General features: G+C 36.4%; 13 protein-coding genes and 1 pseudogene. 6 read left to right on the forward strand and 8 right to left on the reverse strand.

The annotated features are described in order from the left end of the window. The 5 genes from ES765_RS08845 to ES765_RS08865 all read left to right on the forward strand — a co-directional run bounded on the left by ES765_RS08845 (position 1) and on the right by ES765_RS08865 (position 5,335). Positions 1-1,782: a PspC domain-containing protein gene (locus ES765_RS08845; RefSeq protein ID WP_138113318.1), complete on the forward strand. Its 1,782-nt coding sequence runs from the start codon at positions 1-3 to the stop codon at positions 1,780-1,782. 96 nt (positions 1,783-1,878) lie between these two features. Next, complete coding sequence (locus ES765_RS08850) at positions 1,879-2,613, forward strand: head GIN domain-containing protein (protein ID WP_138113320.1); 735 nt, start codon at positions 1,879-1,881, stop codon at positions 2,611-2,613. Between the two features lie 88 nt (positions 2,614-2,701). Further along, complete coding sequence (locus tag ES765_RS08855) at positions 2,702-3,715, forward strand: dipeptide epimerase (RefSeq protein WP_138113322.1); 1,014 nt, start codon at positions 2,702-2,704, stop codon at positions 3,713-3,715. Further along, complete coding sequence (locus ES765_RS08860) at positions 3,715-4,749, forward strand: pyridoxal phosphate-dependent aminotransferase family protein (RefSeq protein ID WP_138113324.1); 1,035 nt, start codon at positions 3,715-3,717, stop codon at positions 4,747-4,749. Before ES765_RS08855 ends, ES765_RS08860 begins: the two co-directional genes overlap by 1 nt. 139 nt (positions 4,750-4,888) lie before the next feature. Beyond that, a complete protein-coding gene (locus tag ES765_RS08865) occupies positions 4,889-5,335 on the forward strand; it encodes a hypothetical protein (protein WP_138113326.1) in 447 nt (148 codons plus the stop codon). A gap of 69 nt (positions 5,336-5,404) precedes the next feature. On the opposite strand, the gene trxB is transcribed toward ES765_RS08865, so the two are convergent. The 5 genes from trxB to ES765_RS08890 all read right to left on the reverse strand — a co-directional run bounded on the left by trxB (position 5,405) and on the right by ES765_RS08890 (position 15,885). Further along, positions 5,405-6,388 (reverse strand): thioredoxin-disulfide reductase, encoded by a 984-nt coding sequence (gene trxB, locus ES765_RS08870; protein WP_138113328.1) that lies wholly within the window; start codon positions 6,386-6,388, stop codon positions 5,405-5,407. Positions 6,389-7,046: 658 nt separating this feature from the next. After that, entirely contained in the window at positions 7,047-8,183 is a 1,137-nt protein-coding gene (locus ES765_RS08875; protein WP_138113330.1) for a formylglycine-generating enzyme family protein, read from the reverse strand. Between the two features lie 54 nt (positions 8,184-8,237). Continuing rightward, positions 8,238-11,432 carry a glycoside hydrolase family 2 TIM barrel-domain containing protein gene (locus tag ES765_RS08880; RefSeq protein WP_138113332.1) on the reverse strand — a complete coding sequence of 1,065 codons (3,195 nt, stop codon included), beginning with the start codon at positions 11,430-11,432 and terminating at the stop codon, positions 8,238-8,240. Positions 11,433-12,499: 1,067 nt separating this feature from the next. Next, the gene (locus ES765_RS08885) at positions 12,500-14,791 is read right to left on the reverse strand and encodes an ice-binding family protein (protein WP_138113334.1); all 2,292 of its coding nucleotides are present in this window, start codon (positions 14,789-14,791) and stop codon (positions 12,500-12,502) included. Positions 14,792-14,829: 38 nt separating this feature from the next. After that, positions 14,830-15,885, reverse strand: a complete 1,056-nt coding sequence (locus ES765_RS08890; RefSeq protein WP_138113336.1) for a hypothetical protein — start codon at positions 15,883-15,885, stop codon at positions 14,830-14,832. Positions 15,886-16,436: 551 nt separating this feature from the next. Here ES765_RS08890 and ES765_RS22870 point away from each other — a divergent pair. After that, a pseudogene (locus ES765_RS22870) lies at positions 16,437-16,586 on the forward strand (transposase); the annotation flags it as partial. Between the two features lie 1,115 nt (positions 16,587-17,701). Here ES765_RS22870 and ES765_RS08900 read toward each other — a convergent pair. The 3 genes from ES765_RS08900 to ES765_RS08910 form a co-directional block, all read right to left on the reverse strand. Beyond that, positions 17,702-20,437 (reverse strand): ice-binding family protein, encoded by a 2,736-nt coding sequence (locus tag ES765_RS08900; protein WP_138113338.1) that lies wholly within the window; start codon positions 20,435-20,437, stop codon positions 17,702-17,704. Positions 20,438-20,473: 36 nt separating this feature from the next. Then, on the reverse strand, positions 20,474-21,502 hold the full coding sequence (locus ES765_RS08905; protein ID WP_138113340.1) for a hypothetical protein: 1,029 nt from the start codon (positions 21,500-21,502) through the stop codon (positions 20,474-20,476). A 261-nt stretch (positions 21,503-21,763) separates the two neighbouring features. Next, positions 21,764-22,825, reverse strand: a complete 1,062-nt coding sequence (locus ES765_RS08910; protein WP_138113342.1) for a hypothetical protein — start codon at positions 22,823-22,825, stop codon at positions 21,764-21,766. Positions 22,826-23,130 lie beyond the last annotated feature (305 nt).

The following is a 23,130-nucleotide window of genomic DNA, read 5'->3' on the forward strand; positions in this document are numbered from 1 at the left end:
ATGAACAAGACAGTAAATATAAATCTAGCAAACATGCTCTTCCATATCGATGAAGAGGCATATAACAAAATGCGAAGGTATTTGGAATCGGTGAAACGTTCCTTTGCCAATACGCCAGGAAGCGATGAAATCATTGCCGATATAGAAGCCCGTATTGCCGAACTTTTCCATGAGAAATTAGAAAATGAACGGCAGGTAATCACACAAAAAGAAGTAGATGATGTAATCGCCATCATGGGACAACCAGAAGATTATATGGTTGATGAGGAAATTTTTGATGATGAGCCAAAAGTGAAAAATACTTCTACAAAAGATAGGGTCAAAAAATTATATAGAGATACTGAGAAAAAATACGTTGCAGGAGTCTCTTCTGGTCTAGCCCATTATTTCGGTATTGACCCATTGTGGATACGATTACTTTGGATCTTCTTGACCATTTTTACCTGGGGTGGTTTCATCTTTATATATGGCCTTTTATGGATTCTTATTCCTGAGGCAACAACCACTGCCCAGAAATTGGATATGCGTGGAGAAACTGTGAATATCAGTAATATCGAACGTAAGGTCAAAGAGGGTTTTGATGACGTTGCAGATCGTGTAAAAAGTGTTGATTATGAAAAGGTAGGCAACACCGTCAAAAAAGGAGGTAAAACTATCTTTGACACTTTTGGGGATATCGTAATGTTCTTTTTTAGGATCATTGGTAAATTCATAGGTATACTATTGGTTATTATAGGGGCCTCTACCTTAATCGGCCTTTTTGTAGGTCTTTTTACAGTGGGTATTTTAGATGTAATTCACGTACCTGGTATTGATTTCTATGATGTTGTGAACTCTACCAATCTACCTATTTGGATAGTATCTTTACTAGCCTTTTTTGCTATCGGCATACCATTTTTTTTCTTAATGTATTTAGGATTAAAAATACTGGTGAACAACTTAAAATCCATAGGTAACATTGCAAAGTTCTCTTTATTGGGACTTTGGTTGATAACGATTATTCTTTTGATTGTATTTGGTATTCGAGAGGCGGCATCACATGCATATACTGGGAGTATTTCCGTAAAAAATGAAATAATAGGCGTTATTCCTTCAGATACTTTAGCTATCAAATTGGTTACGACCGACGAGTTTGACTATGAAAAAGACATGCATATGGGTGATACCTTTATTTCATATGATGAAGACGGCAACAAGATTTTAGTTTCTGACGATGTTAGGTTCCGTATAAGAAAATCTCAAGACAGTCTAGTTCGTATTCAGGTACGCAAAGAAGCTGACGGGCCTTCTAATCGAGAGGCAAAAGTAATAGCAGAACAAATTAATTATGAATTTGAAGTTAAGGGTAATACCATTTCTTTGAACGATTATCTAACTACTCAAGGTCCGAAGTTTAAAGACCAAGAAGTACGGGTTAACATTTTTCTACCTGTGGGCACTGTACTAACATACGAGCAGGCAAGTAATAGAAACTGGATTACAACTATGACAACAGATAAGGATGTTGATAATCTTGAAGGGTATGTTTGGATAATGGCAGATAACGGTGAACTTCAGTGTCAAAATTGTCCGGAATTCATGGATTCAGATGACGAAGATGAAAACCGAATTAGCATCAATGGAAAAGGAATTGACATCAATATCAATGGTAATGGTGAAAAAGGTAAAATATTAATTAATGAAAACGGTATTGACATTGACGTGAATGATAACGGTGAATCCTTTAAGATGAAACTTGATGAGAATGGCGTAAAAATCAATGCCAACGATAGTATCTATTGATTACAGTTCATATACTATAATCTACAATTGGGTACTAATTAATCGTAAAACATTCATAAAACGTTCAATTTTACATCAATCTAAAAACAATCAATCATGACAACATTAGTAAGAATTATAGTAGCACTTGTTCTGGCCCTATTACTTTCCTCTTGCGGCTTTGATATTAATTTCGGAGATTTTGGCTCAGGGGAAAAAGGCAACGGAGTAGTCGTTGAAGAAACAAGGGAAATCACTGAAGAGTTTACCGTGGTATCAGCATCTGAAGGTATCGATGTCTATGTTACCCAAGGTACTGATTTTGACATTTTAGTTGAGGCAGATGAAAACATCATGGATTTAATCGGTACTGATATTAAAAGTGGAAAATTAAAAATCCATACGATAGAAAACATAGGTAGCGCTACTAAAAAGGTCTATGTAACCTTACCGACAGTAACTGGTTTACATGCTTCAAGTGGGGCTCATTTAACTGCCGAAAATATGATACAAACTGAAAAATTGGTAGTGGACGCTAGCAGTGGAGCTAGGTTAAATGCAAATGTCAATGTAACAACGGACATGGAAATAGATGCCAGCAGTGGTGCCAATATTAAACTATCCGGTACTGCTAAAGAAGTGTATGTAGATGCTAGCAGTGGTGCAAATATTAAAGCAAATGACCTTTTGACCTTAGCGTGTAATGCCGATGCTAGTAGTGGTGCCTATGTTAGTATTCATGTACAGAATAATCTAACCGCAGAAGCTTCTAGTGGTGGTAATATTTCTTATAAAGGTAAACCCTCTGTGCAGAAGAACAAATCGGTTTCTGGTAGCGTACACAAGTATTAAAAATCATCAATCAACTTCATCTGAAAACCTGCTGAATTATCAGTGGGTTTTCATTTTTTAGTTACTACCTATTCTGTATATTAGTAGCATGCAAATACAGTTAAAAAAATTCACGTTACCACTAAAGCATACCTTTAGCATCTCTAGAGAATCTCATGATTTTCAAGATACTATGATTGCTTCACTAACATTAAATGGCAAAACGGGGTTTGGGGAAGCAACTTCAAATCCGTATTACAAAATCACTATAGAAACTATGATGACCGAAATTATGGCCATCAAAAGTGAACTTGAAAACTTTAAATTTACAACACCTGAAATTTTCCATGCTTTTTTGATAAACAAAGGGTTATCTAACTTCGCAATTTGCGCTTTAGATTTAGCTGCTCATGACCTTTATGGAAAAATGTTAGGTAAGTCATTACATGAAATTTGGTCTACTAGCACCGATTATTACCCGGTTACAAACTATACAATAGGCATTGCTCCTATTGACGTAATGTTGACCAAAATGAAAGAGATGCCTTGGCCTATCTATAAAATTAAATTAGGGACTGCGGATGATGTAGCTATAGTAAGAGAACTTAGAAATCATACAGATGCGATATTTAGAATTGATGCCAATTGTGCATGGACCGCTAGAGAAACCATCTATAATGCTCCGCTGTTAAAAGAACTAGGAGTAGAATTTTTAGAGCAACCGCTAAAAGCAGATGATTGGTCTGGTATGGAAGAAGTTATGCACCATAGTGTTCTACCCGTTATTGCAGATGAAAGTTGTATCGTAGAAAGTGATGTCGAAAAATGCGCTCTTCATTATAGTGGTATCAATATTAAATTGACCAAATGTGGCGGACTCACCCCTGCCCTACGTATGATACATAAGGCTAAAGATTTAGGTATAAAAGTTATGGTTGGTTGCATGACGGAATCTACTGTTGGTATCTCTGCCATTGCGCAGTTGTTACCACAATTAGATTATGTGGATATGGATGGTGCACTGTTACTTAAAAGTGATATTGCTACAGGAGTTAAAATTGAATCAGACGGGAAAGTGATTTTTCCAGAACTTGCCGGAAGCGGTATACAGCTTTTAGATTAATGTTTACCATCGATGAATTTCCTGGAAGAGAACTAAAAATAAACGGTAAAGATTATCTATACTTTGGTGGAACTTCTTACTTAGGCTTACAAACAGACACTAAATTTCAATCGCTATTCATTGAGAATATCAAAAAATATGGTACTACCTACAGTGCATCACGAAAATCTAATATTCGTATTTCAATATTCGATGAATCTGAACTTTACCTATCAAAACTAGTAGGCTCAGAAGCTTGTATTACAATGTCATCAGGTTATTTAGCAGGACAATTGGTCTGCGATTTTTTCAATCATACCGACTATCAATTATATTATGCTCCGAATACCCACTCCGCTTTATTTAGAGGGCAACAAAAGGTCTATACCAATTGGAAGGAACTCAAAAATGATATTAAAAAAAACCAAGGAAAAAACCATATTGTTTTCTTAGACAGCATTGATTTTAATGGAAACAATTATCCCAATTTCAAACCGCTGCAAGATTTACCTTTAAAGGATATTATTCTTATTATCGATGATTCACATGGCATCGGCATAACAGGTGATAACGGTGGTGGCAGCTACAGCTTTATAAAATCTTTAAAACCAAAAGAATTGTTAGTTTCCTCTTCATTAGGTAAAGGATTTGGAATACAGGCAGGTGCAATTTTCGGTGCTAAGCACAGAATAGAGAAATTTAAAGAAACCCAATTTTATGGTGGTTCAAGTCCGGCTACGCCAGCTTCCCTAGCTACTATACTAGACGCACAATATCTAACTGCCGACAAGAGAGCCTTATTGAACCGAAACACTGCGTTATTCTTAACTAATTTATCCGATCCATCGCTGTTCTTAACTACCAAAAGTCATCCAACTTTTAGTTTTCAAAACGAGACATTGACAATGCAGCTTGAGGAAAAAGGTATCTTAGTTACAAATTTTAGATACCCTACCAAAGATGATACATTGATGAGTCGCATCGTTATTAGCGCTTCACATACAACTGAAGATATCATAACCTTATGTAACATTCTAAATTCACTTTCCTTTTAAACTTAAGACATACTTAGTAATTGTCAGTAATTATTAGAGTAATCGTAAATTTAAGTTGTTTTTATTAACAAATCTTGTATATATTTTCGTATCTTTTTAATACATATACAATTCTTTAACTAACCAAAACATTATCACTATGAAAAAAATTATAGGATTAGTTTTATTGATGCTCATCTTGATTTCCGCAGCCTCGACCAACGCTATTAACGAGAACTACATGCATTCTATTGAAGGTACTTGGGAATTGGAAAGCTTTTATAATTATGACGGACAACAAGTAATCGATACCGTGCCCACCACTGATGGTTATAGACAGGTTAAAATGTACTACAATGGAAAAATAATGTGGAGTCGTTATGTGCCTGTTGACAAAATTGGAAGATTTGGTTATGGCACGTATAGCATCACAGACAATCAACTCATAGAAACTATTGAGTATGGAGATAATGAAATGATGATGGCAATGGATACCTTAAGTATTTTCACTTTCGAACTACAACTTAGCGATGATAAATTCAGTCAAATAAGCTTAGATGAAGAAGGAAATAGAACCTTCTCTGAAAACTACAAGAGAATAGACTAACAAGGATTAAAATATAAAAGCGTCGCTTCTTTCGAAACGGCGCTTTTATATATACTACTACAGTTTCAGCTACAACTTATACTGACCTGCCACAGACTCTTCTACAGAACCTATTGTAGCCAAATATCGCTCGGCATCTAAAGCTGCCATGCAACCTGTACCAGCAGCTGTTACAGCTTGTCTGTATTCCTTATCTTGAGCATCTCCACTAGCAAAAACACCTGGTAGGTTAGTCTTTGTAGATTTTCCTTTAGTTATTAGATAGCCCGTTTCGTCCATATCTAACTGGTCTTTGAAAATATCGGTATTAGGTTTATGCCCAATGGCGATAAACAAACCTGTAATAGTAATATCTTCTTTTTTTCCGGTTTGGTTATTTACCATTCGTAAACCTTCAACGACCTGCTCTCCAAGAACCTCATCAACTTCTGTGTTATACCGTATCTCGATATTCTTAAGGCTATTCACTCTATGTTGCATTGCTTTCGAAGCTCGCATTTGGTCTTTACGCACCAACATGGTTACTTTATTGCAAATATTGGCAAGGTATGAAGCTTCTTCTGCAGCTGTGTCTCCTGCCCCAACAATAGCGACATCTTGACCTTTATAGAAAAATCCATCACAAACCGCACAGGCAGAAACACCACCTCCACGTAAACGTTGCTCACTTGGAATATTTAAATATTTAGCAGTAGCCCCTGTTGAAATTATAACAGTTTCTGCCTCTATTTGTTTTTCTCCATCGGCAGTTATTTTATGAATACCTCCTTTTTCTTTTGAAAATTCAACCGCGGTGATCATTCCTATTCTTACCTCCGTACCAAAACGTTCTGCTTGTTGTTGCAATTCCAACATCATGGTAGGTCCGTCGACACCCTCTGCATATCCTGGGAAATTATCTACTTCTGTGGTAGTGGTCAATTGCCCACCTGGCTCCATTCCTGTATACATAACAGGTTTTAAATCGGCACGGGCCGCATAAATTGCCGCAGTATAACCCGCTGGGCCAGATCCTATAATTAATGTTTTAACACGTTCTATTTTATCAGACATAATATCAATTAGTTCAGTTATCCTTCTCTTGTACAAAAGTAGCTTTTTGAGCAAAAACCTTACAATTAAATTATCAAAAGTTTTATTTCTACTTTGAGGATCAATATAACAAATTGATTGTTGATAGCTGCTCACCATCTCCTAACAAAATCTTAAAATTTAGTGAAAAAATAAATCTTTACTATAATCAAACTGTTTGTGATTTTAAGAATCTATATTTAAAACTGGATGAGAGTATTACAATGTGCCACAAGAGAAGATTTTAATAGTCACCGTATTCTGTTTGATGCAATAAATAAGATTATTGATAAAGCAAAACCACCGTATAGAATAAAAATAAACAAGGTATTAAACATACTCTAAAATAGGTCCAGCCCAATATCAAACTATTTAATAGTTCGAGACTGTAGGCGATTATATTAAAGACATTATACCAGAACGTAATTATGTAAGCCTACTTTACCACGAGCGCTTCTTATGAAATACTAAAGAATGAAAAATTTCTAACAATTCATACTTCTTTCATTATTAACCTTAACCTGGTCGAAAGATATACTTACAAGTTTATAGTAATAGAGGACATAAAAACACCAAACGGTCTCACTAAAAACACTGAACGGGACCATCTCTTAAATTGTATAGAGCCGTAGCTCCTAATTTACTTTTCCCCTATCATTTCAGCAGAAGCTACCGTTCTAAAACCTGTATGTTCCAATGCAGAATCCATACTAGAACCCATACGGGCAGAAACGCGATAACTAGCGCAGTACGAAACACTACACAAAAAAGAGCCCCCCTTAATAACTTTCTCCTGCGCTAATGGATTGTTCGGTGTAAAGGGACGGGTTGCACCTGTAGGATTAACCAACGTAGCATGTTGACCTTTTATTTCTTTATAGTATTTACCATTATACCAATCACTTGTCCATTCCCAAACATTTCCGGCCATATCGTATACCCCGTATGCATTTGGTGGATATGATTTTACAGGAGCCCTAAGTTCAAAACCATCTGCTTTCGTATTATCTACCGGAAAATCACCTTCCCACGTATTCGCTTTGTGGTTTAATGAATCTTCTTCATTACCCCAGGTATAAACTGTACCGTAAGCACCAGCCCTTGAAGCTAATTCCCATTCAGCTTCCGTTGGTAAACGTCTTTCTGACCATTCGCAATACGCTAACGCATCTTCGTAAGCGACTTGTACCACAGGATAATTTCCCTTTCCTTCTATTGAACTTTTAGGCCCGTTTGGATGCTGCCAACTAGCACCTATAGTCCAATCCCACCATTGAGAAAAATCATAAAGATTGGCAACTGGTGATTTTGATTTCTTAAAGGTCAATGATCCCGGTTGTAAAATAGAATCATGCGGTTTGGGAGTGTTAGGAGGCACTTGTTTTTTAAGTTCCTCCCAGTCAATACCGCGTTCAGCTACAGTAACGTAGCTGGTTACTTCTACAAACGTTGCAAATTCTTTATTGGTCACCTCGGTGGCATCCATAAAAAAGCCGTCTACCATTACCTCAATTGCAGGTTTTTCATGGTCCATTGCCATTTTATCTTCGGTAACGGCGCCTTGCTTAAAAGTCGCTCCAGGAATCCACACCATCCCTTTAGGTGTGTTCAATCCCTCTGGTTGTATCACCAGAAGTTTGTGATCCTCAACTTTAGAAGCAGCAATATCCTCTTCAATTGTAGCTTCTTGTTTTTTTTTATCCTCCGATTCTGACTTACAATTCGTCAGTGTTACCAAAAGAATACCTAATACTAGAATTTTAATACTATTCTTCATACGCTAAATATAACTCTTCCCATTTTTTTAGCATCATATCTATCTTAAAAGAACTTAATTTATCGGACTTATTACATACTGAAACGAAAGATTTTTCGGTTTTATTTGGTATTCTTCATGTGGTAATAATCCCCAACTATTATCTCCACCAACACCCATTTGGCTATGATCTATATTAATATTAATCAGGTCTCTTTTAGGAATATCAAACGTATGCTGTTGCCTTTTCTGCTCGCCTTCATCAAAATCTGAATTCAATTGGTGATGTGCGCTAAAACCAAACAACTGTGGAGCACTGATCTTAATACCATTCCCAGCTGAATTAGCGAAAGTTACTGTCCTAATATCGGTTCTGTTTCCATTTTCTTGTGGACGGATATATTCGAAATACAAGTCAGAAACTTTTGCATCATATAAACCGACCAAAGCAGATGTTTTACGATCTTGATAATTTTCATGTTCTCCTCTACCGTACCAAGTAACATTGTCATAGCTGTTATCAATGATAAGATTATTACCAAATCTTGGCAGAATAGGTAAACTATCTTGAATACCCATTAGCTGTGTACTCACCAACACTTCACCCTTATTGTTAATGGTGTAGGTAACATTAACTTGACCATTTACAGCAGGCAATTCATAATTAGCTATAAGCTTTAGATCCTTTCGTATTTTGAATGGATTGCCTGTCAACGTTACGGCATCTATTATTTTTTTACCCTCATTAGAGTTCACCTCTACACTAATGATATTTTGAGTTTCTGTCGCTTCTTTCCACTTTTTCAAACGCTTTGGCATATTGTAGCCATAATCATTATCTATTGGAGCGCGCCAGAAATTTACGCTAGGTCCTTTTTGTAAAATATTCCCTTGTCCATAATCTATAGATGACAACGTACCGTCAGCACTATTAAAGCCTATTTCAAAACTAGCGCCTTTCACCATAATGGTATTAGCTGCCTTGGTCACTATAATTCCATTAATATTTTCTTCAAAGACCTTTGGTGTATACTCTGTTAACTGAAACTGCTCATATGCCAACAAAAAATGCTCTGGAATAAGTGCATCTTCCTTTTTTGCAGTCATATAAATATTCAAATGATACTCTGAAGTTGTATTTGCAAGTTCAGGTAAATCTAACTGAATCTCTTTGGTCATATATGGAGCTACATCAATAGCGGCTATAGTTCCTTTAGATACTTGAACTCCGTTTTCCAATAAACCCCAAGAAAAATCATATTCAGATAAGTTGGTGAAGTCATACCTATTTTTCAACGTAATCTTACCAGACTTAGCATCGCTTGAACTGAACTTTACATATTGATATACCTTTTTCACTTCATACAAAGATGGGTGTGCAGAACGATCCGGGTTTACCAAGCCGTTCAAACAAAAATTGTTATCATTTTGTAAATCCTGTCCTCCTAAATCACCTCCAAAGGCGTAGAACTCTACACCGTTTTCATTCTTCGTTTTTAGGCCTTGGTCTACCCAATCCCAAATAAAACCACCTTGAAGCACATCATACTTTTCGATAACATCCCAATAGTCTTGTAGATTACCTACACTATTACCCATAGCATGTGCATATTCGCACTGAATCAATGGCCTTTTAGGGTCATTTTCAGCATATTCAATGGTTTTCTCAATCGTGGCATACATCGGTGCCTGTATATCTGTATTTGCGTAATTTGTCGCCCCTTCATATTGCACAGGTCGAGTAGCATCATGGGCCTTTAACCAGGCATAGGTCGCCGCAAGATTTTGACCGTTACCAGCTTCGTTCCCTAAAGACCATGTTACTATTGAAGTGTAATTCTTATCACGCTCGAACATGCGTATAGTTCTATCCAAATGCATGGCTTTCCATTCTGGGCGATACGCTGGGTGAATTTTAATTGCTGCTTCATTACCATCTAAACCTTGGTTGGTAGTTCCCATACCATGAGTTTCAATATTTGCTTCATCAACAACATAAAAGCCGTATTTATCTGCCATTCTATAGAAGAATTCATTCTTAGGGTAATGACTGCAGCGAATAGCATTCACATTATTACGTTTCATTACCTCCATATCTTTCAATGTTATTTCCTCACTTATTACGTGACCAGTTACTTCATCATGATCATGTAGGTTTACACCTTTTATAAGTACAGGTTGGCCATTGACTAAAAATTGATTGTTCTTAATCTCGATTTTTCTGAAACCAATTTTAGAACTTACGGCTTCGGTAGTATTGCCCTTTTTATCCTTAAGGATAAACAATAGTGTATATAAATTCGGTTTCTCGGCATTCCATGTTTTTACATTAGGAATCTCTTTTTCAAATTTCACCTCTGTATTACCCTTAGTCAAATCTACTTTTTGATTCATTGAAAAAACTTCTGTTGTACCATCTAACATACTAACATCTACTTGATACCCTTTTAAACTTTTACCCGTATTGGCAAACTTTAAATCTAAGCTGAATTTACCGTTGGTATACGTATTATCTAGGTCGGCAACTACTCGATAATCTTTAATCGTTGCCGTATTGGTAGCGTATAAATATACTTCACGATCAATACCGCTTAAACGCCAGAAATCTTGATCTTCCATATAGCTGGCATCCGACCAGCGTAAAACTTGAACAGCCAAAGAATTCTTACCTTCTTGAAGGTATTGGGTAATGTTAAATTCGGCCGGCGTTTTACTGCCTTCGCTATAGCCAACCATTTGACCATTCACATATACGTACATAGCACCACTCACGCCCCCAAAATGTAGATACACATCTTTAGCATCCCAATTTTCGGGCGTTTCAAAATCACGTTTATAACTTCCTACCGGGTTTTCCTCATGTGGGATAAATGGCGGGTTTTTAGGAAATGCATACACAATATTCGTGTAAATTGGAATACCATGGCCTTCTAACTCCCAATTAGAAGGTACTGGGATTTTATCCCAGTTTGATGTATCAAAATTAGTATTAAAAAAAGTAGTTGGCCGTGCAGATACCCTAGCTACATAATTAAAATCCCATTCACCGTTCAAAGATTGATAAAAATGCGAATTCTCCCAACTATCATTTTCTAAGGCTACTTTTGCGTCAGCATAGCGATAAAAAGATGCCGTAGGATCCTCACGATTAATTTGAAACACTTCTGGATTCTCCCATTCCGGATTTTCCCATTTTGGTGCTTGTGCCCTACTCATCATTCCTGTAAACATTAATACGCTTAGAATACTTATTTGAATACCATTTTTCATTTCCTCTAGTTACTTATTTAGGTTTTAAACTATTTCAATCGTCTTCTAAAACATATTTTAAGCGTAGTCTTTTCATGTAAAAGATGCGCTAGCTGTCTATTATCGCTAATATTTGAAACTTCAAAAATTTGAGTGTCAATACTAATTTCATCTTTGCAAATTACAATTAAACTTACTAATGAAAAAAGGAGAACTAAAATGTAATTGGATATTTACTTAGTTAACGATTAAGGACTTTCTAAAGCTGGCTGGTACAGTCTATAATTTAAGGGTATAAATACCAGAAGGTAATATTTTCTATGTAGATATAAAACACTGAATACCAGTTGAACATTAAGGAATACAGCAACATCATTGCCCCAGTTGTACCAAATATTTACAAATACACACTAGTCGCTTCTTCCATCTGAAAATATAGTATACAGGAGAATGGATTAGGGTGCGTACCCACTCCAAAACATTCTTCTAATAGTTCTTCTGTATCTCCACCAATAATATACTCAATGTATACTTCTTTTGTATGTTGGACTATTGGTTCACCGTAATTTAAAAATCGGTGATGGTGACAATAGAATATCCAACAATTGTTTGAACATCCCTACCAGTGAATGCTAATTATATCTCCCTAGTTCTTATTTTGTTACATGTAACATTGATCTAACGTAAAATCAACCAATAACCGCTTGACCTTTACCTAATTGTCTGCTTTTTTTGTGCCAGCACACACCTGTTCGGTACCATTGTAACGCTTCAAAAACAGGAATCGCACATCTGTCCTTACATCAAAACTACCCCGAAAAAAGTTTTATATTAACTATTTATCTTGAATATTAGTGGCTTGTGCAACGGTTACTTTTCTTGTGCTGTATTATTTAAAAAGGACGTTCGGTTTAGTACCAAACGTCCTTTTCTTTTACAAAGTAATTTTTTATTTTTAATCCATCATGTAGTTTAAAAAACATCTAATTTCTAGGTGTTTTTCTCCTAAATAACTGAAATAATGCATTCTCTGAAAAAGAAAATACTTCTGTCAGTCTTATTCAACGTGCGGATTTGTCGTTTTTGTATTAATTCGCCTTAATTATAGTCAAAATTCTATTTTTAGCTGACAAGGTTCCAGCGTCAATATTCCATCTTACATCAATCGTTTCTCCTTGAGCAATTGTAGCCATTGCTTGCAAAGCAACATCTGCCCTATTAGTTGTTGTTGTTCTAATTCTGCTAGAATTGGGAATTAGTACTCCATTTTGATACAGGCTAAAAGTAGCAATACCATCAGTCTCCTCAACTACGGTTGTTTCTCCTGCAGGATAAACTGTTCCGTTAACAGTCGCATCATCAAAGCCAGTTAAAGCACCAGAACCTGTTGCTAAATCTCCATTATAAGTGGATGCTCCAGTATTTCCTAATCCTCCTGTAGCTGTAAACATTACAAAAGTGTTTATTGTTCTAAAGTTAATAGAAGAAGTACCAGACGGAAGTGAAGCTGTACCTGGACCAAAAGAAATTGCCCCTCCGGTACTTAACATGCGTCCTTCAAGTTCTGATCCAGCTCCTGCAGACACAGCGGCTCCGTGAGAAATAAGATTTCCAAACATTATTGTATTGGCACCTAGCCCAATAGCTCCTTCTGCTACCCAGTGTATATTACTTGCTGAAGCATTATTTTGTAAAACAACTTCTACACTAGCAGCCGTATTAAATGCCCCTGGTGTTTTAAAAACAAAAATAGCATCAGAATCACCTTCTGCGTCTAAATAAATTGTTCCTGAAAGTGATAATGCTCCATTAAAATAATATACCCCTGGTGTAAAGACTACTCCAGTTGAAATAGCGATAGGTAGAGAAACCTCAGTTACTGGAAGATTATTTATTTCATTATAAACAACATTTAAATCTTCAATTCCTTGTGATGTACTTATAACATTTGAACTATTGGCAGGAGAAATACTGTACTGACTATTAAAAAACACCAAATATGACCCAGGTTCTGGTGATTTACTCATTCCGGACATTAAAACATCAGAAGTAGAGGAGGTAGATATATTTTCTGAATCATCAATAGAACTATAACTCGCCGATTCTCCTTGAAGCCCTTGTGGTCCTGTTTCTCCTTTTAATGAAGTAACAAATTCAGTTTGGTTCCCTATATTTCCTTCAGAAAGCCATGTTTCATAGGCTGATGCGCCAGTTTCTCCTATCGCACCAGTTGACCCATTAATTCCATTTTTACCATCAGAACCGTCATTTCCTGTGGCTCCATTTACGCCATCAGTTCCGGCTGCACCTTGTGAACCTGGTTCTCCGTCTGTACCATCAGTACCGGCAATACCTTGTATCCCCTGAGCACCTTGTGAGCCTGTTTCTCCTAAAGTACCAGAATCACCCTTGGCTCCAGTTGCTCCAATAGCACCGTTATTTCCGTCTATTCCGTCAATACCTTTAGTTCCAGCGGCTCCATCAACACCATTGGCTCCAGTATCTCCGTTTGCTCCATCAATACCGTTCGTTCCAGCGGCTCCATCAACACCATTGGCTCCAGTATCTCCGTTTGCTCCATCAACACCGTTCGTTCCAGCAGCTCCATCAACACCATTGGCTCCGGTATCTCCGTTTATTCCATTAACACCGTTTGTTCCATCAACACCGTTCGTTCCAGAAATTCCATCAACACCATTGGCTCCAGTATCTCCGTTTGTTCCATCAATACCGTTCGTTCCAGCGGCTCCATCAACACCATTGGCTCCAGTATCTCCGTTTGCTCCATCAACACCGTTCGTTCCATCAACACCATCAACACCATTGGCTCCGGCATCTCCATTTGTTCCATCAATACCGTTCGTTCCAGCGGCACCTTTTGCTCCAAGAGCACCGTCAATACCGTTTGGTCCAATTAAACCAATAGCTCCGTCTGCACCATTTATGCCTATCGGTCCATCAAGACCATTTATTCCAGCGTCTCCTTTTGCACCATTAACTCCGGCTGCACCTTGTGAACCTGTTTCTCCGTCTGTACCATCATTTCCAGCAACACCTTGTATCCCTTGGTCACCTTTTTCACCTCGACTAAGGCTTGCCCCATTGTTTCCGCCTGAAACCCAATTTGGTCTATCTTTAGTACCTATATTGTTCTCAATAGCATTCACTTTGGTATTAAAAATCATCAAACCCTTAGCAGGTCTGAAAATTAAGTCACGTTCTATTGTGCTCATTCTAGGCATAAGAAATCCTTTGCTAGTAGAACTGATATCTAAAATCGAGGATTCATCAGGGGTTTTGGTGCCAATTCCAGTTTGAGCACTAATACCCCCCGAAATAAGAACAATAAAAAATATGAAGTAATGATATACTTTTTGCATAATTATTATTTTTAATAAAATTTATTGTTGATTAAAATCTAATACCCACCACTAATTATTTTATTTTTAAAAAGCGAGGTAGTATTAGTCAATTCAGTTGTTACAATGTACACACCAAGGTCATAATTGAAAGGTTGGTTGTGTTTGAGTACTCCATTTAATTTTTTAAAGAAAATTAAATTCCCTGCAATATCATGAACACGTAAAGTTTTTAAAGGTTGGGAAGTTTCAATAAAAAGTCTATTTTTATTTACAAATACTATCACTTCTACTATATTGGGCAAGGTAATTAGTTGCTGTTCTATTGTAGTACCTAATGAAAAGGCCGAATAAACCGATAGGTCTACTTCTGAATTCGTACTAATAGAACCCGAATTCAAGCTACTTAATTCGCCTAGTAAAGAATACTCATCAACCATTGAAGGTATGGTGACCCACACAGAACCATTCCAACCTACAATAGTTAAATTAGATAGTGATGATGTTAAGTCTGAAATAGCACTTGAAGGTCTCCAACTAAGCGAAATACTAGTATTTATTCCCTTACTATTTATATCCCAATATTCAACCGAAGAGATAGATGAGATAGATGTATCCAAAGCATCACCGATCGAATTTGGTGCCGACCTAAAATACGCAGCATCTACATCGCCACTAGTTGATGGTATTACTTGAATTGGTGCATAAATACCTGATTGTCCTATCGGTAAAATGAACGCTTCGTTACTTTGAGTTTGAGCATATCCATCTAAAAAATGAAAATCGCTGGCTTCGCTCCATGACTCTCCATTTGAAAAAGACAGAACACCATAATTTACTTTCGTTCTGCTAGTTTTTACTGAACCTACACCAAAATTAAAATCGGCTCCCGTATGAAGGAAGCTATTTTCACCTATATATATGTCACTGTTGTTTTGAACTTGTGCCTGTAGCGTAGCTAATTTAAAAAAGATGGTTACCACTATAATAAAAGGAAAAAACAATTTTATATTTTGATTAATACTTATAAAAAAACTTTCGAATTTTGTGCTACACTTTATAATTGAAGTAACTTCAAATACATCCGTATAATTAACTAAGTAGTTTTTTTTCATGTAGTTTATCTTAGATTAAAATCTAATACCTACTAATTTTTTCTTGTTTATAAGCAGCGTAGCATTATCTAATTGAGTGGTTAAAGTATATTAACCTAACTAATAATTCAAATAAAAATTGCGCAACAGACTCTTTATCTGTTGTTTACGAAAGTTTTCAACTGTAATATCATGAATTATTAAAGTCTTTGAAGGTTAAAAAACTTCAATAAATAATTTTTTAATAGTTACAGATACTATCAATTATACTTTAGCAAACTCAGGAACCAGGAGCTATTAAGTTGTAGTCATATTAATAAAGCCAATAAGTCTACTTCTGAATTTAAGTTGCTTAATATTCCTAGTATAAAATACTCTCCACCTATTGAAGGTATAATGATACTCACAGAGCCATTCTAGCCTACACTGTTTAAATTAGATTTTGAAGATGTTATTAAAAACCTAATACAGGCTAATGAACAAGAGTTGTTCACACAAATGAACACGACACCTGTGGTATAGGTAAGAAGATCTCAATGCTTTTGATTGTTTAAACGAACGGCTTTCGTGATTTTGAAAGCCCAAGACAATTATCCTCATATTTTGGTCTTACGCCCAACGAGCGAAAATCTGTAAGTAGCATACAGGACAGCTCTCGAATAAGGAAGACAGGAGATTTATCAGCGAGAAATCATTTTTTCCTGCGCAGTTTTACCACCTGAATTCATAAGTCCTCAATGCACGGCGTTGTTTTGCTGAATCATACGAACTAAAAGATGAAAGAAAAAAAATTGGTTATAATCACTGAATGTAATACATTGATACAATAGGCATGCGAAAAATTTACATCAAGCTCGGATTATGATAGAAATTATGTAGATAGATAAAGCTAAATTTTAGTTGTTTTTAGCTCAGTTCTTTGTGTTGAAATTTTTAACCGAACCATAACGAGTTCAATTCTTTACTAGCTTAATAAAATACCAAGAGTATAAACACGAAAAAGAATCGCTAATTTTCTTCCAAAAATTTTATTATCAAAAAAATACATAAGGATTAAAGTTAATACAACTCCCCTGATTGTAACGTACATACCCTTTGTAAAGACTGCTATTTTCGGCATATACATTCGAATACAGATGCCACAAAACAGTAACGATACCCCAAAAAAGATGTTTAAAAGCATACGGGCTTATTTGTGATACTTTTTATGATCGTTCCTTTTTTTAAAGAATAAAAGGTGATGCCACTTTTTTTTACAATTGCACCTCTTGTGTTTTGATTGTAAGTACCCGTCTTAAAAAAGAGAACGTCACCCTCTTGATTTTTTAATTTTTACAGCCATCCATAATGTTGGACTCAATTCACCTTCTACTACAGTTGTTCGTTTTGTTGTATAACGACTTCATTTTTTGAGAAGCTAGTATCTTAAAAAAATAATACAATTCCATTGAAGTGCTATGCGACCATTATTCATGATAAAAATAACCAAGAGCGCTGTGAATAAAGCTAATTTGAAACGCAAATAGTGTCTTTCGATTTGTCCTAATAGCTATTATCCTTTTTAATATTGACTTAATTAGTTATTTAACTAGAGACTTTAATTTTAGTTAACGGGTTTTTGGAAAAAACTTTTTTTAATACTTTATACTAAAATAATGGGCTTTTGAGTATATGTCGGGTGTGGACTTCAAACCTGGCACAATATGTTTATATATAAAAAACAGTGGTTTTGAAAGCCTTAACCTACCTGTATTAAAAAAGCGCAAGCCATAGTGGCTTGCGCTTTTTTTAACTAAATTATTACTATACTAGTAGTCGTTCTTTAACCTTACTTGTATTATTGATTTGTTACGACGGGTTCTTCAACAGGAACCTCCATAGGAAGTTCTGGTGTCGGATTAACCTTTATTAAGGTTAAAACCCTATTGTCTACAGACAAAGTTCCCGCATCAATACTCCATCTTGCCTCTATACGTTCACCTTCAGCAATAGTAGCCATTGCTTGTAAAGTAACATCTACCGTATTAACTTTTGTTGTTCTTGTTCTGGTAGAATTAGGAATTAACTCCCCATGGTTATAAAGGCTAAACGTGGCATTACCATCAAGCTCCTTAATTACTTCAACATTCCCACCAGCTGGAACAATTTCTCCAGTATGATTAGCGTCTGTAAAGCCTGATATAGCACCAGCTTTAGTTGATACTTGTCCTTCAACCGCTCCACCTGTGTTTGCAATTGCCCCAGCTTTTGTAAGCATAACAAAAGAATGTACAGCTCCCATGCTAATTTCAGAAATGGCTTCGGGAACAGAAATTTCTCCTCCTGAAATAGCTATGGCTCCTCCGAGACTTAACATTCTTCCATCCACCGTACAACCAGCACCGACAGCCACAGCAATCTTAGATAATAGATTTCCATGAATTATGGTACCTGCTCCTAACCCAATAGCTCCAGTGGATACCCAAAAAATATTTTCCGCCGATGCTCCGTTTATTAATTCAACTGTAACCCCAGCAGTCGTATTAAACGCACCTCCTGTTTTAAAAACGTACACTCCGGCTCCATCTAACGTGACATCGGTTCCAATGCTTAAAGCTCCTCCGTAAGAATATGTACCTGGCGTAATTGTTTTGCCCCCAATATTAGTAGCAGCTCCGGTATGACTACCTTTCATGGCATCAATATCTTTAAAGAGTTTTTGTAAATCCGTAAGTGCATCTTTTGTAGTTACAGTAGCTACCTCATAAGCTGGTTCAATACTATATTCACTATTAAAAAAGACCAAATAATTTCCAGCAATAGGTGCTTTACTCATTCCGTTTATTTCAACAGCAGAAGATGAGGAAGTCGAAATACTTCCTGAATCATCAATAGAATTAGAGCTAGGCGACTCACCTTCAATTCCTTGTGGCCCAACCTCTCCTGTTTCTCCAATTTCTCCTTTTAGTGAAGCAATAAATTCAGCTTTATCTCCTACATTGACTCCATTTGCTTCACTACCCCATATTTCATAGGCTGATGCACCCGTATCTCCTGTCGTACCGATTGATCCATTACTTCCGTTTGTACCATCAGCACCGTCATTTCCTGTTGCTCCATTTGCCCCAGTTGCTCCGGTATCTCCTTTAGCACCTTCTTCACCGTCATATCCATTATTTCCATTTTTTCCATTTTCTCCATTTACTCCTGCCTCTCCTTGTGCTCCTGTTTGTCCTTGTGCACCATCTTCTCCTTGTGCTCCATTAACTCCATCTTGGCCATCAGCTCCATTAACCCCTGGTGCTCCGTCTTCTCCGTCTGCACCATCTAAACCATTTGTAAACTGATCTTGAGTACCACCAGTATTTGTTTCTAACCAAATTTCAAAAGCTGATTTCCCATCTGCTCCATCAGTACCGTCAACTCCATCTTGGCCATCAGCTCCATTAATCCCTGGTGCTCCGTCTTCTCCGTTTGCACCATCTAAACCATTAGCAAAGTCATCTGGAGTACCGCCAGTATTTGTTTCTAACCAAATTTCAAAAGCTGATTTCCCATCTGCTCCATTAGTACCGTCAACTCCATCTTGGCCATCAGCTCCATTAACACCTGGTGCTCCGTCTTCTCCGTCTGCACCATCTAAACCATTTGTAAACTGATCTTGAGTACCGCCAGTGTTTGTTTCTAACCAAATTTCAAAAGCTGATTTCCCATCTGCTCCATCTTGGCCATCAGCTCCATTAACCCCTGGTGCTCCGTCTTCTCCGTCTGCACCATCTAAACCATTTGTAAACTGATCTTGAGTACCACCAGTATTTGTTTCTAACCAAATTTCAAAAGCTGATTTCCCATCTGCTCCATCAGTACCATCAACTCCATCTTGGCCATCAGCTCCATTAATCCCTGGTGCTCCGTCTTCTCCGTTTGCACCATCTAAACCATTAGCAAAGTCATCTGGAGTACCGCCAGTATTTGTTTCTAACCAAATTTCAAAAGCTGATTTCCCATCTGCTCCTGTTGCTCCTTGTACTCCAGGTAAACCTTGTGGGCCTTGTTCTCCAGTATCACCTTTTGCACCATTGGTAAAGTCATCTGGATTTGCGTTTGGATTTGCAATTTCCCAAATTTCTAAAGCCGATAGACCATCTGCTCCGTTTGCTCCTGGTAAACCTTGTGGTCCCTGTGCTCCATCATTTAAAGCTGCAAAAAACTCATCTTCTGAGCCATAATTTCCTAATGTTAACCATATATCATATGCAGATTTCCCGTCATCTCCATGAGCTCCTTTTGGTCCTCTTGATCCTCTTGCTCCTTTTTCACCTTTATCTGAAGCCCATATTGGCTCATCTTTAGTGCCTACATTGTTTTCCACTGTATTAGCTGTAGTATTAAAAATCATCAATCCCTTAGCAGGTCTGAAAATTAAGTCACGTTCTATTGTACTCAATCTAGGCATAAGAAATCCTTTACTCGTAGATCTGATTTCTAAAATCGAAGATTCATCAGGGTTGTTAGTGCCAATTCCTGTTTGAGCACTTACACCCACCGAAATAAGTATAATTAAAAAAAATAGGGGACTTTTGAATTTTTTCATTGGTTGTCTTTTAATATAATTTGTTATTGATAAGATTTAATACCCACCACTAATTATTTTATTTTTAAAAAGCGAAGTAGTATCATACAACTCAGTGGTTACGATGTACACACCAAGATCATAATTGAAGGGTCGATTGTATGTTAAACCTCCATCTATATTTTTTAAGATTATTTGTTTCCCTGAAATATCATGAACAACCAAGGTCTTTAATGGTTGAGTAGCTTCAATATATAGTATGTGTTTATTTACATATACTATCACTTCTGCTTTATTAGACAAAGTAACCAGTAGTTGTTCTGTTCTAGTGCCTAATGAAAAAGCTGAATAAGCCGATAGGTCTAGTTCTTCGTTCGTACTAATAGAACCTGAATCCAAACTGCTTAATTCCCCTAACAATGAATACTCATCAACCATTGAAGGTATGGCGACCCACACAGAGCCATTCCAACCTACAAGAGTTAAATTGGATAGTGAAGATGATGTCAAATCTGAAATAGCACTTGAAGGTCTCCAACTAAGTGAAATACCGGTATTTACTCCATTACTAATTACATCCCAATATTCAACCGAAGAGATTGATGAGAGAGAGCTCTCCAAAGCACTACCAATTGAGTTTGGTGCCGACCTGAAATATGCAGCATCTACACCGTCACTAGTTGATGGTATTACTCGAATTGGAGCATATATACCTGCTTGTCCTATCGGTAGAATAAACGCTTCATTACTTTGCGTTTGCGCATAGCCATCTAAAAAATGAATATCGCTAGCTCCGCTCCATGTTGCTCCATTTGAAAAAGACAAAACACCATAATCTAATTTCGTTCTGCTAGTTGTGGTTGAACCTTCACCAAAAGTAAAGTCTTCCGCTCCAGTAGAAAGTAAGCTATTATCACCTATATATATATCACTGTGGTTTTGAACTTGCGCCTGAAGGGTATTCAAGTTACAAAATATAGTAACCATTAAAAGATATGGAAAAAACGATTTAATTTTTTGTTTAGTTATGCTTAATGCGGTACCATCAAATACATCTAAATACCTAGTTGAGTAATTTTTTTTCATGTTCTAACATTCATTATTACATGCAAGTCTACCGCTATTAATTAGCGTATTATTTTGTTTTCGCCAAGAGCCGCTTATTTGCTGCTGAAGTGTATACTTAGTTTAGACCAATAGATAAGAGTGATATATTGCTCGTTAAAATGTATTACACATGTATTTGAGCACTTCTAATTCCGAAATAAGTATAATTAAAAATATGAAGTAATTTTTTACTTTTTGCATTGTTGTTATATTTAAGAATAGTCTATGGTAGATTAAAATCTAATACCTACCACTAATTATTTTCTCTCTAAAAAGCCAAGTAGCATTATGCACTTCGGTTGTTACAATGTATACACCTAGGTCATAATTAAAAGGTTGATTGTATGTTAAACCTCCATCTAGCTTTTTCGAGAATATTAGTTTACCTGCAATATCATGAACAATCAAAGTCTTTAAAGGCTGGGAAGCTTCAATAAATACTCTATTTTTATTTACATATACTATCACTTCTACTTTATTAGACAAAGTAACCAGTACTTCTTCTGTTGAAGTGCCTAATGAAAATACGGAATAAGCCGATAGGTCTACTTCTTCATTCGTACTAATAGAACCCGAATTCAAGCTACTTAATTTGCCTAACAAAGAATACTCATCAATCATTGATGGTATGGCGACCCACACAGAACCATTCCAACCTACAATAGTTAAATTAGATAGTGAAGATGATGTCAAATCTGTAATAGCACTTGAAGGTCTCCAACTAAGGGAAATGTTGGTCTTTACTCCCTTACTATTTATATCCCAGTATTCAACCGAAGAGATTGATGAGATAGACCCATCCAAAGCACCACCAATAGAGTTTGGTGCCGACCTGAAATAGGCAGCATCTACACCTCCACTAGTTGACGGTATTACTTGGATTGGAGCATAAATACCCGATTGTCCTATCGGTAAAATGAACTCTTCATCGCTCTGAGTTTGACCATACCCATCTAAAAAATGAATATCGCTAGCTCCGCTCCATGAGGCTCCATTTGAAAAAGATAGAACGCCATAATCTATTTTCGTTCTGCTAGTTGTGGTTGAACCTTCACCAAAATTAAAGTTATTGGCTCCAGTATAAAATAAGCTATTATCACCTATATATATGTCACTGTGGTTTTGAACTTGTGCCTGTAGCGTACTCAGTTTAAATAAGATAGTTACCAATAAAAAATAAGTGACAACCGATTTTATTTTTTGATTAATGACCATGACAAAAGTTTCGAATTTTATACTACACGTCATTAATGAAGTAATATAAAACACGTTAGAATACTTAGCTAAATAGTTTTTTGTCATATTTTACACTATGCTATTGAGCGTAAAACTATCTATACAAATTAAAGCAATTATTTATTTTCGCCAAGATCTCTTTTAAGTATAGCTGAATGTGCAATAAGTGAAGACGAATGAAATTATTCCACAAAACCATGTATTTTGCTACTTTTTAGTTTGGAAAACTCATTAATTTGAGCGAAGAGTATACCCTCTTTACCTTTTTTTTAACATTAATTAGTAAACAACGTTTAAGTATGTCAGCCGTTACGTGACTAGAGAATTTGGATTAAAATTGAGGAACCCTGTTGAGAAATTTAAACAGATTT

The organism is Maribacter sp. ACAM166, assembly GCF_005771495.1.
GTDB lineage: Bacteria > Bacteroidota > Bacteroidia > Flavobacteriales > Flavobacteriaceae > Maribacter.

What these genes read in the sequence shown, in the direction of transcription:
- ES765_RS08905 (WP_138113340.1), bottom strand. Translation starts at nt 21,502, where the DNA reads ATGAAAAAAAATTACTCAACTAGGTATTTAGATGTATTTGATGGTACC.
- ES765_RS08875 (WP_138113330.1), bottom strand. Translation starts at nt 8,183, where the DNA reads ATGAAGAATAGTATTAAAATTCTAGTATTAGGTATTCTTTTGGTAACA.
- ES765_RS08900 (WP_138113338.1), bottom strand. Translation starts at nt 20,437, where the DNA reads ATGAAAAAATTCAAAAGTCCCCTATTTTTTTTAATTATACTTATTTCG.
- ES765_RS08910 (WP_138113342.1), bottom strand. Translation starts at nt 22,825, where the DNA reads ATGACAAAAAACTATTTAGCTAAGTATTCTAACGTGTTTTATATTACT.
- ES765_RS08845 (WP_138113318.1), top strand. Translation starts at nt 1, where the DNA reads ATGAACAAGACAGTAAATATAAATCTAGCAAACATGCTCTTCCATATC.
- ES765_RS08860 (WP_138113324.1), top strand. Translation starts at nt 3,715, where the DNA reads ATGTTTACCATCGATGAATTTCCTGGAAGAGAACTAAAAATAAACGGT.
- trxB (WP_138113328.1), bottom strand. Translation starts at nt 6,388, where the DNA reads ATGTCTGATAAAATAGAACGTGTTAAAACATTAATTATAGGATCTGGC.
- ES765_RS08850 (WP_138113320.1), top strand. Translation starts at nt 1,879, where the DNA reads ATGACAACATTAGTAAGAATTATAGTAGCACTTGTTCTGGCCCTATTA.
- ES765_RS08885 (WP_138113334.1), bottom strand. Translation starts at nt 14,791, where the DNA reads ATGCAAAAAGTATATCATTACTTCATATTTTTTATTGTTCTTATTTCG.
- ES765_RS08865 (WP_138113326.1), top strand. Translation starts at nt 4,889, where the DNA reads ATGAAAAAAATTATAGGATTAGTTTTATTGATGCTCATCTTGATTTCC.
- ES765_RS08855 (WP_138113322.1), top strand. Translation starts at nt 2,702, where the DNA reads ATGCAAATACAGTTAAAAAAATTCACGTTACCACTAAAGCATACCTTT.
- ES765_RS08890 (WP_138113336.1), bottom strand. Translation starts at nt 15,885, where the DNA reads ATGAAAAAAAACTACTTAGTTAATTATACGGATGTATTTGAAGTTACT.
- ES765_RS08880 (WP_138113332.1), bottom strand. Translation starts at nt 11,432, where the DNA reads ATGAAAAATGGTATTCAAATAAGTATTCTAAGCGTATTAATGTTTACA.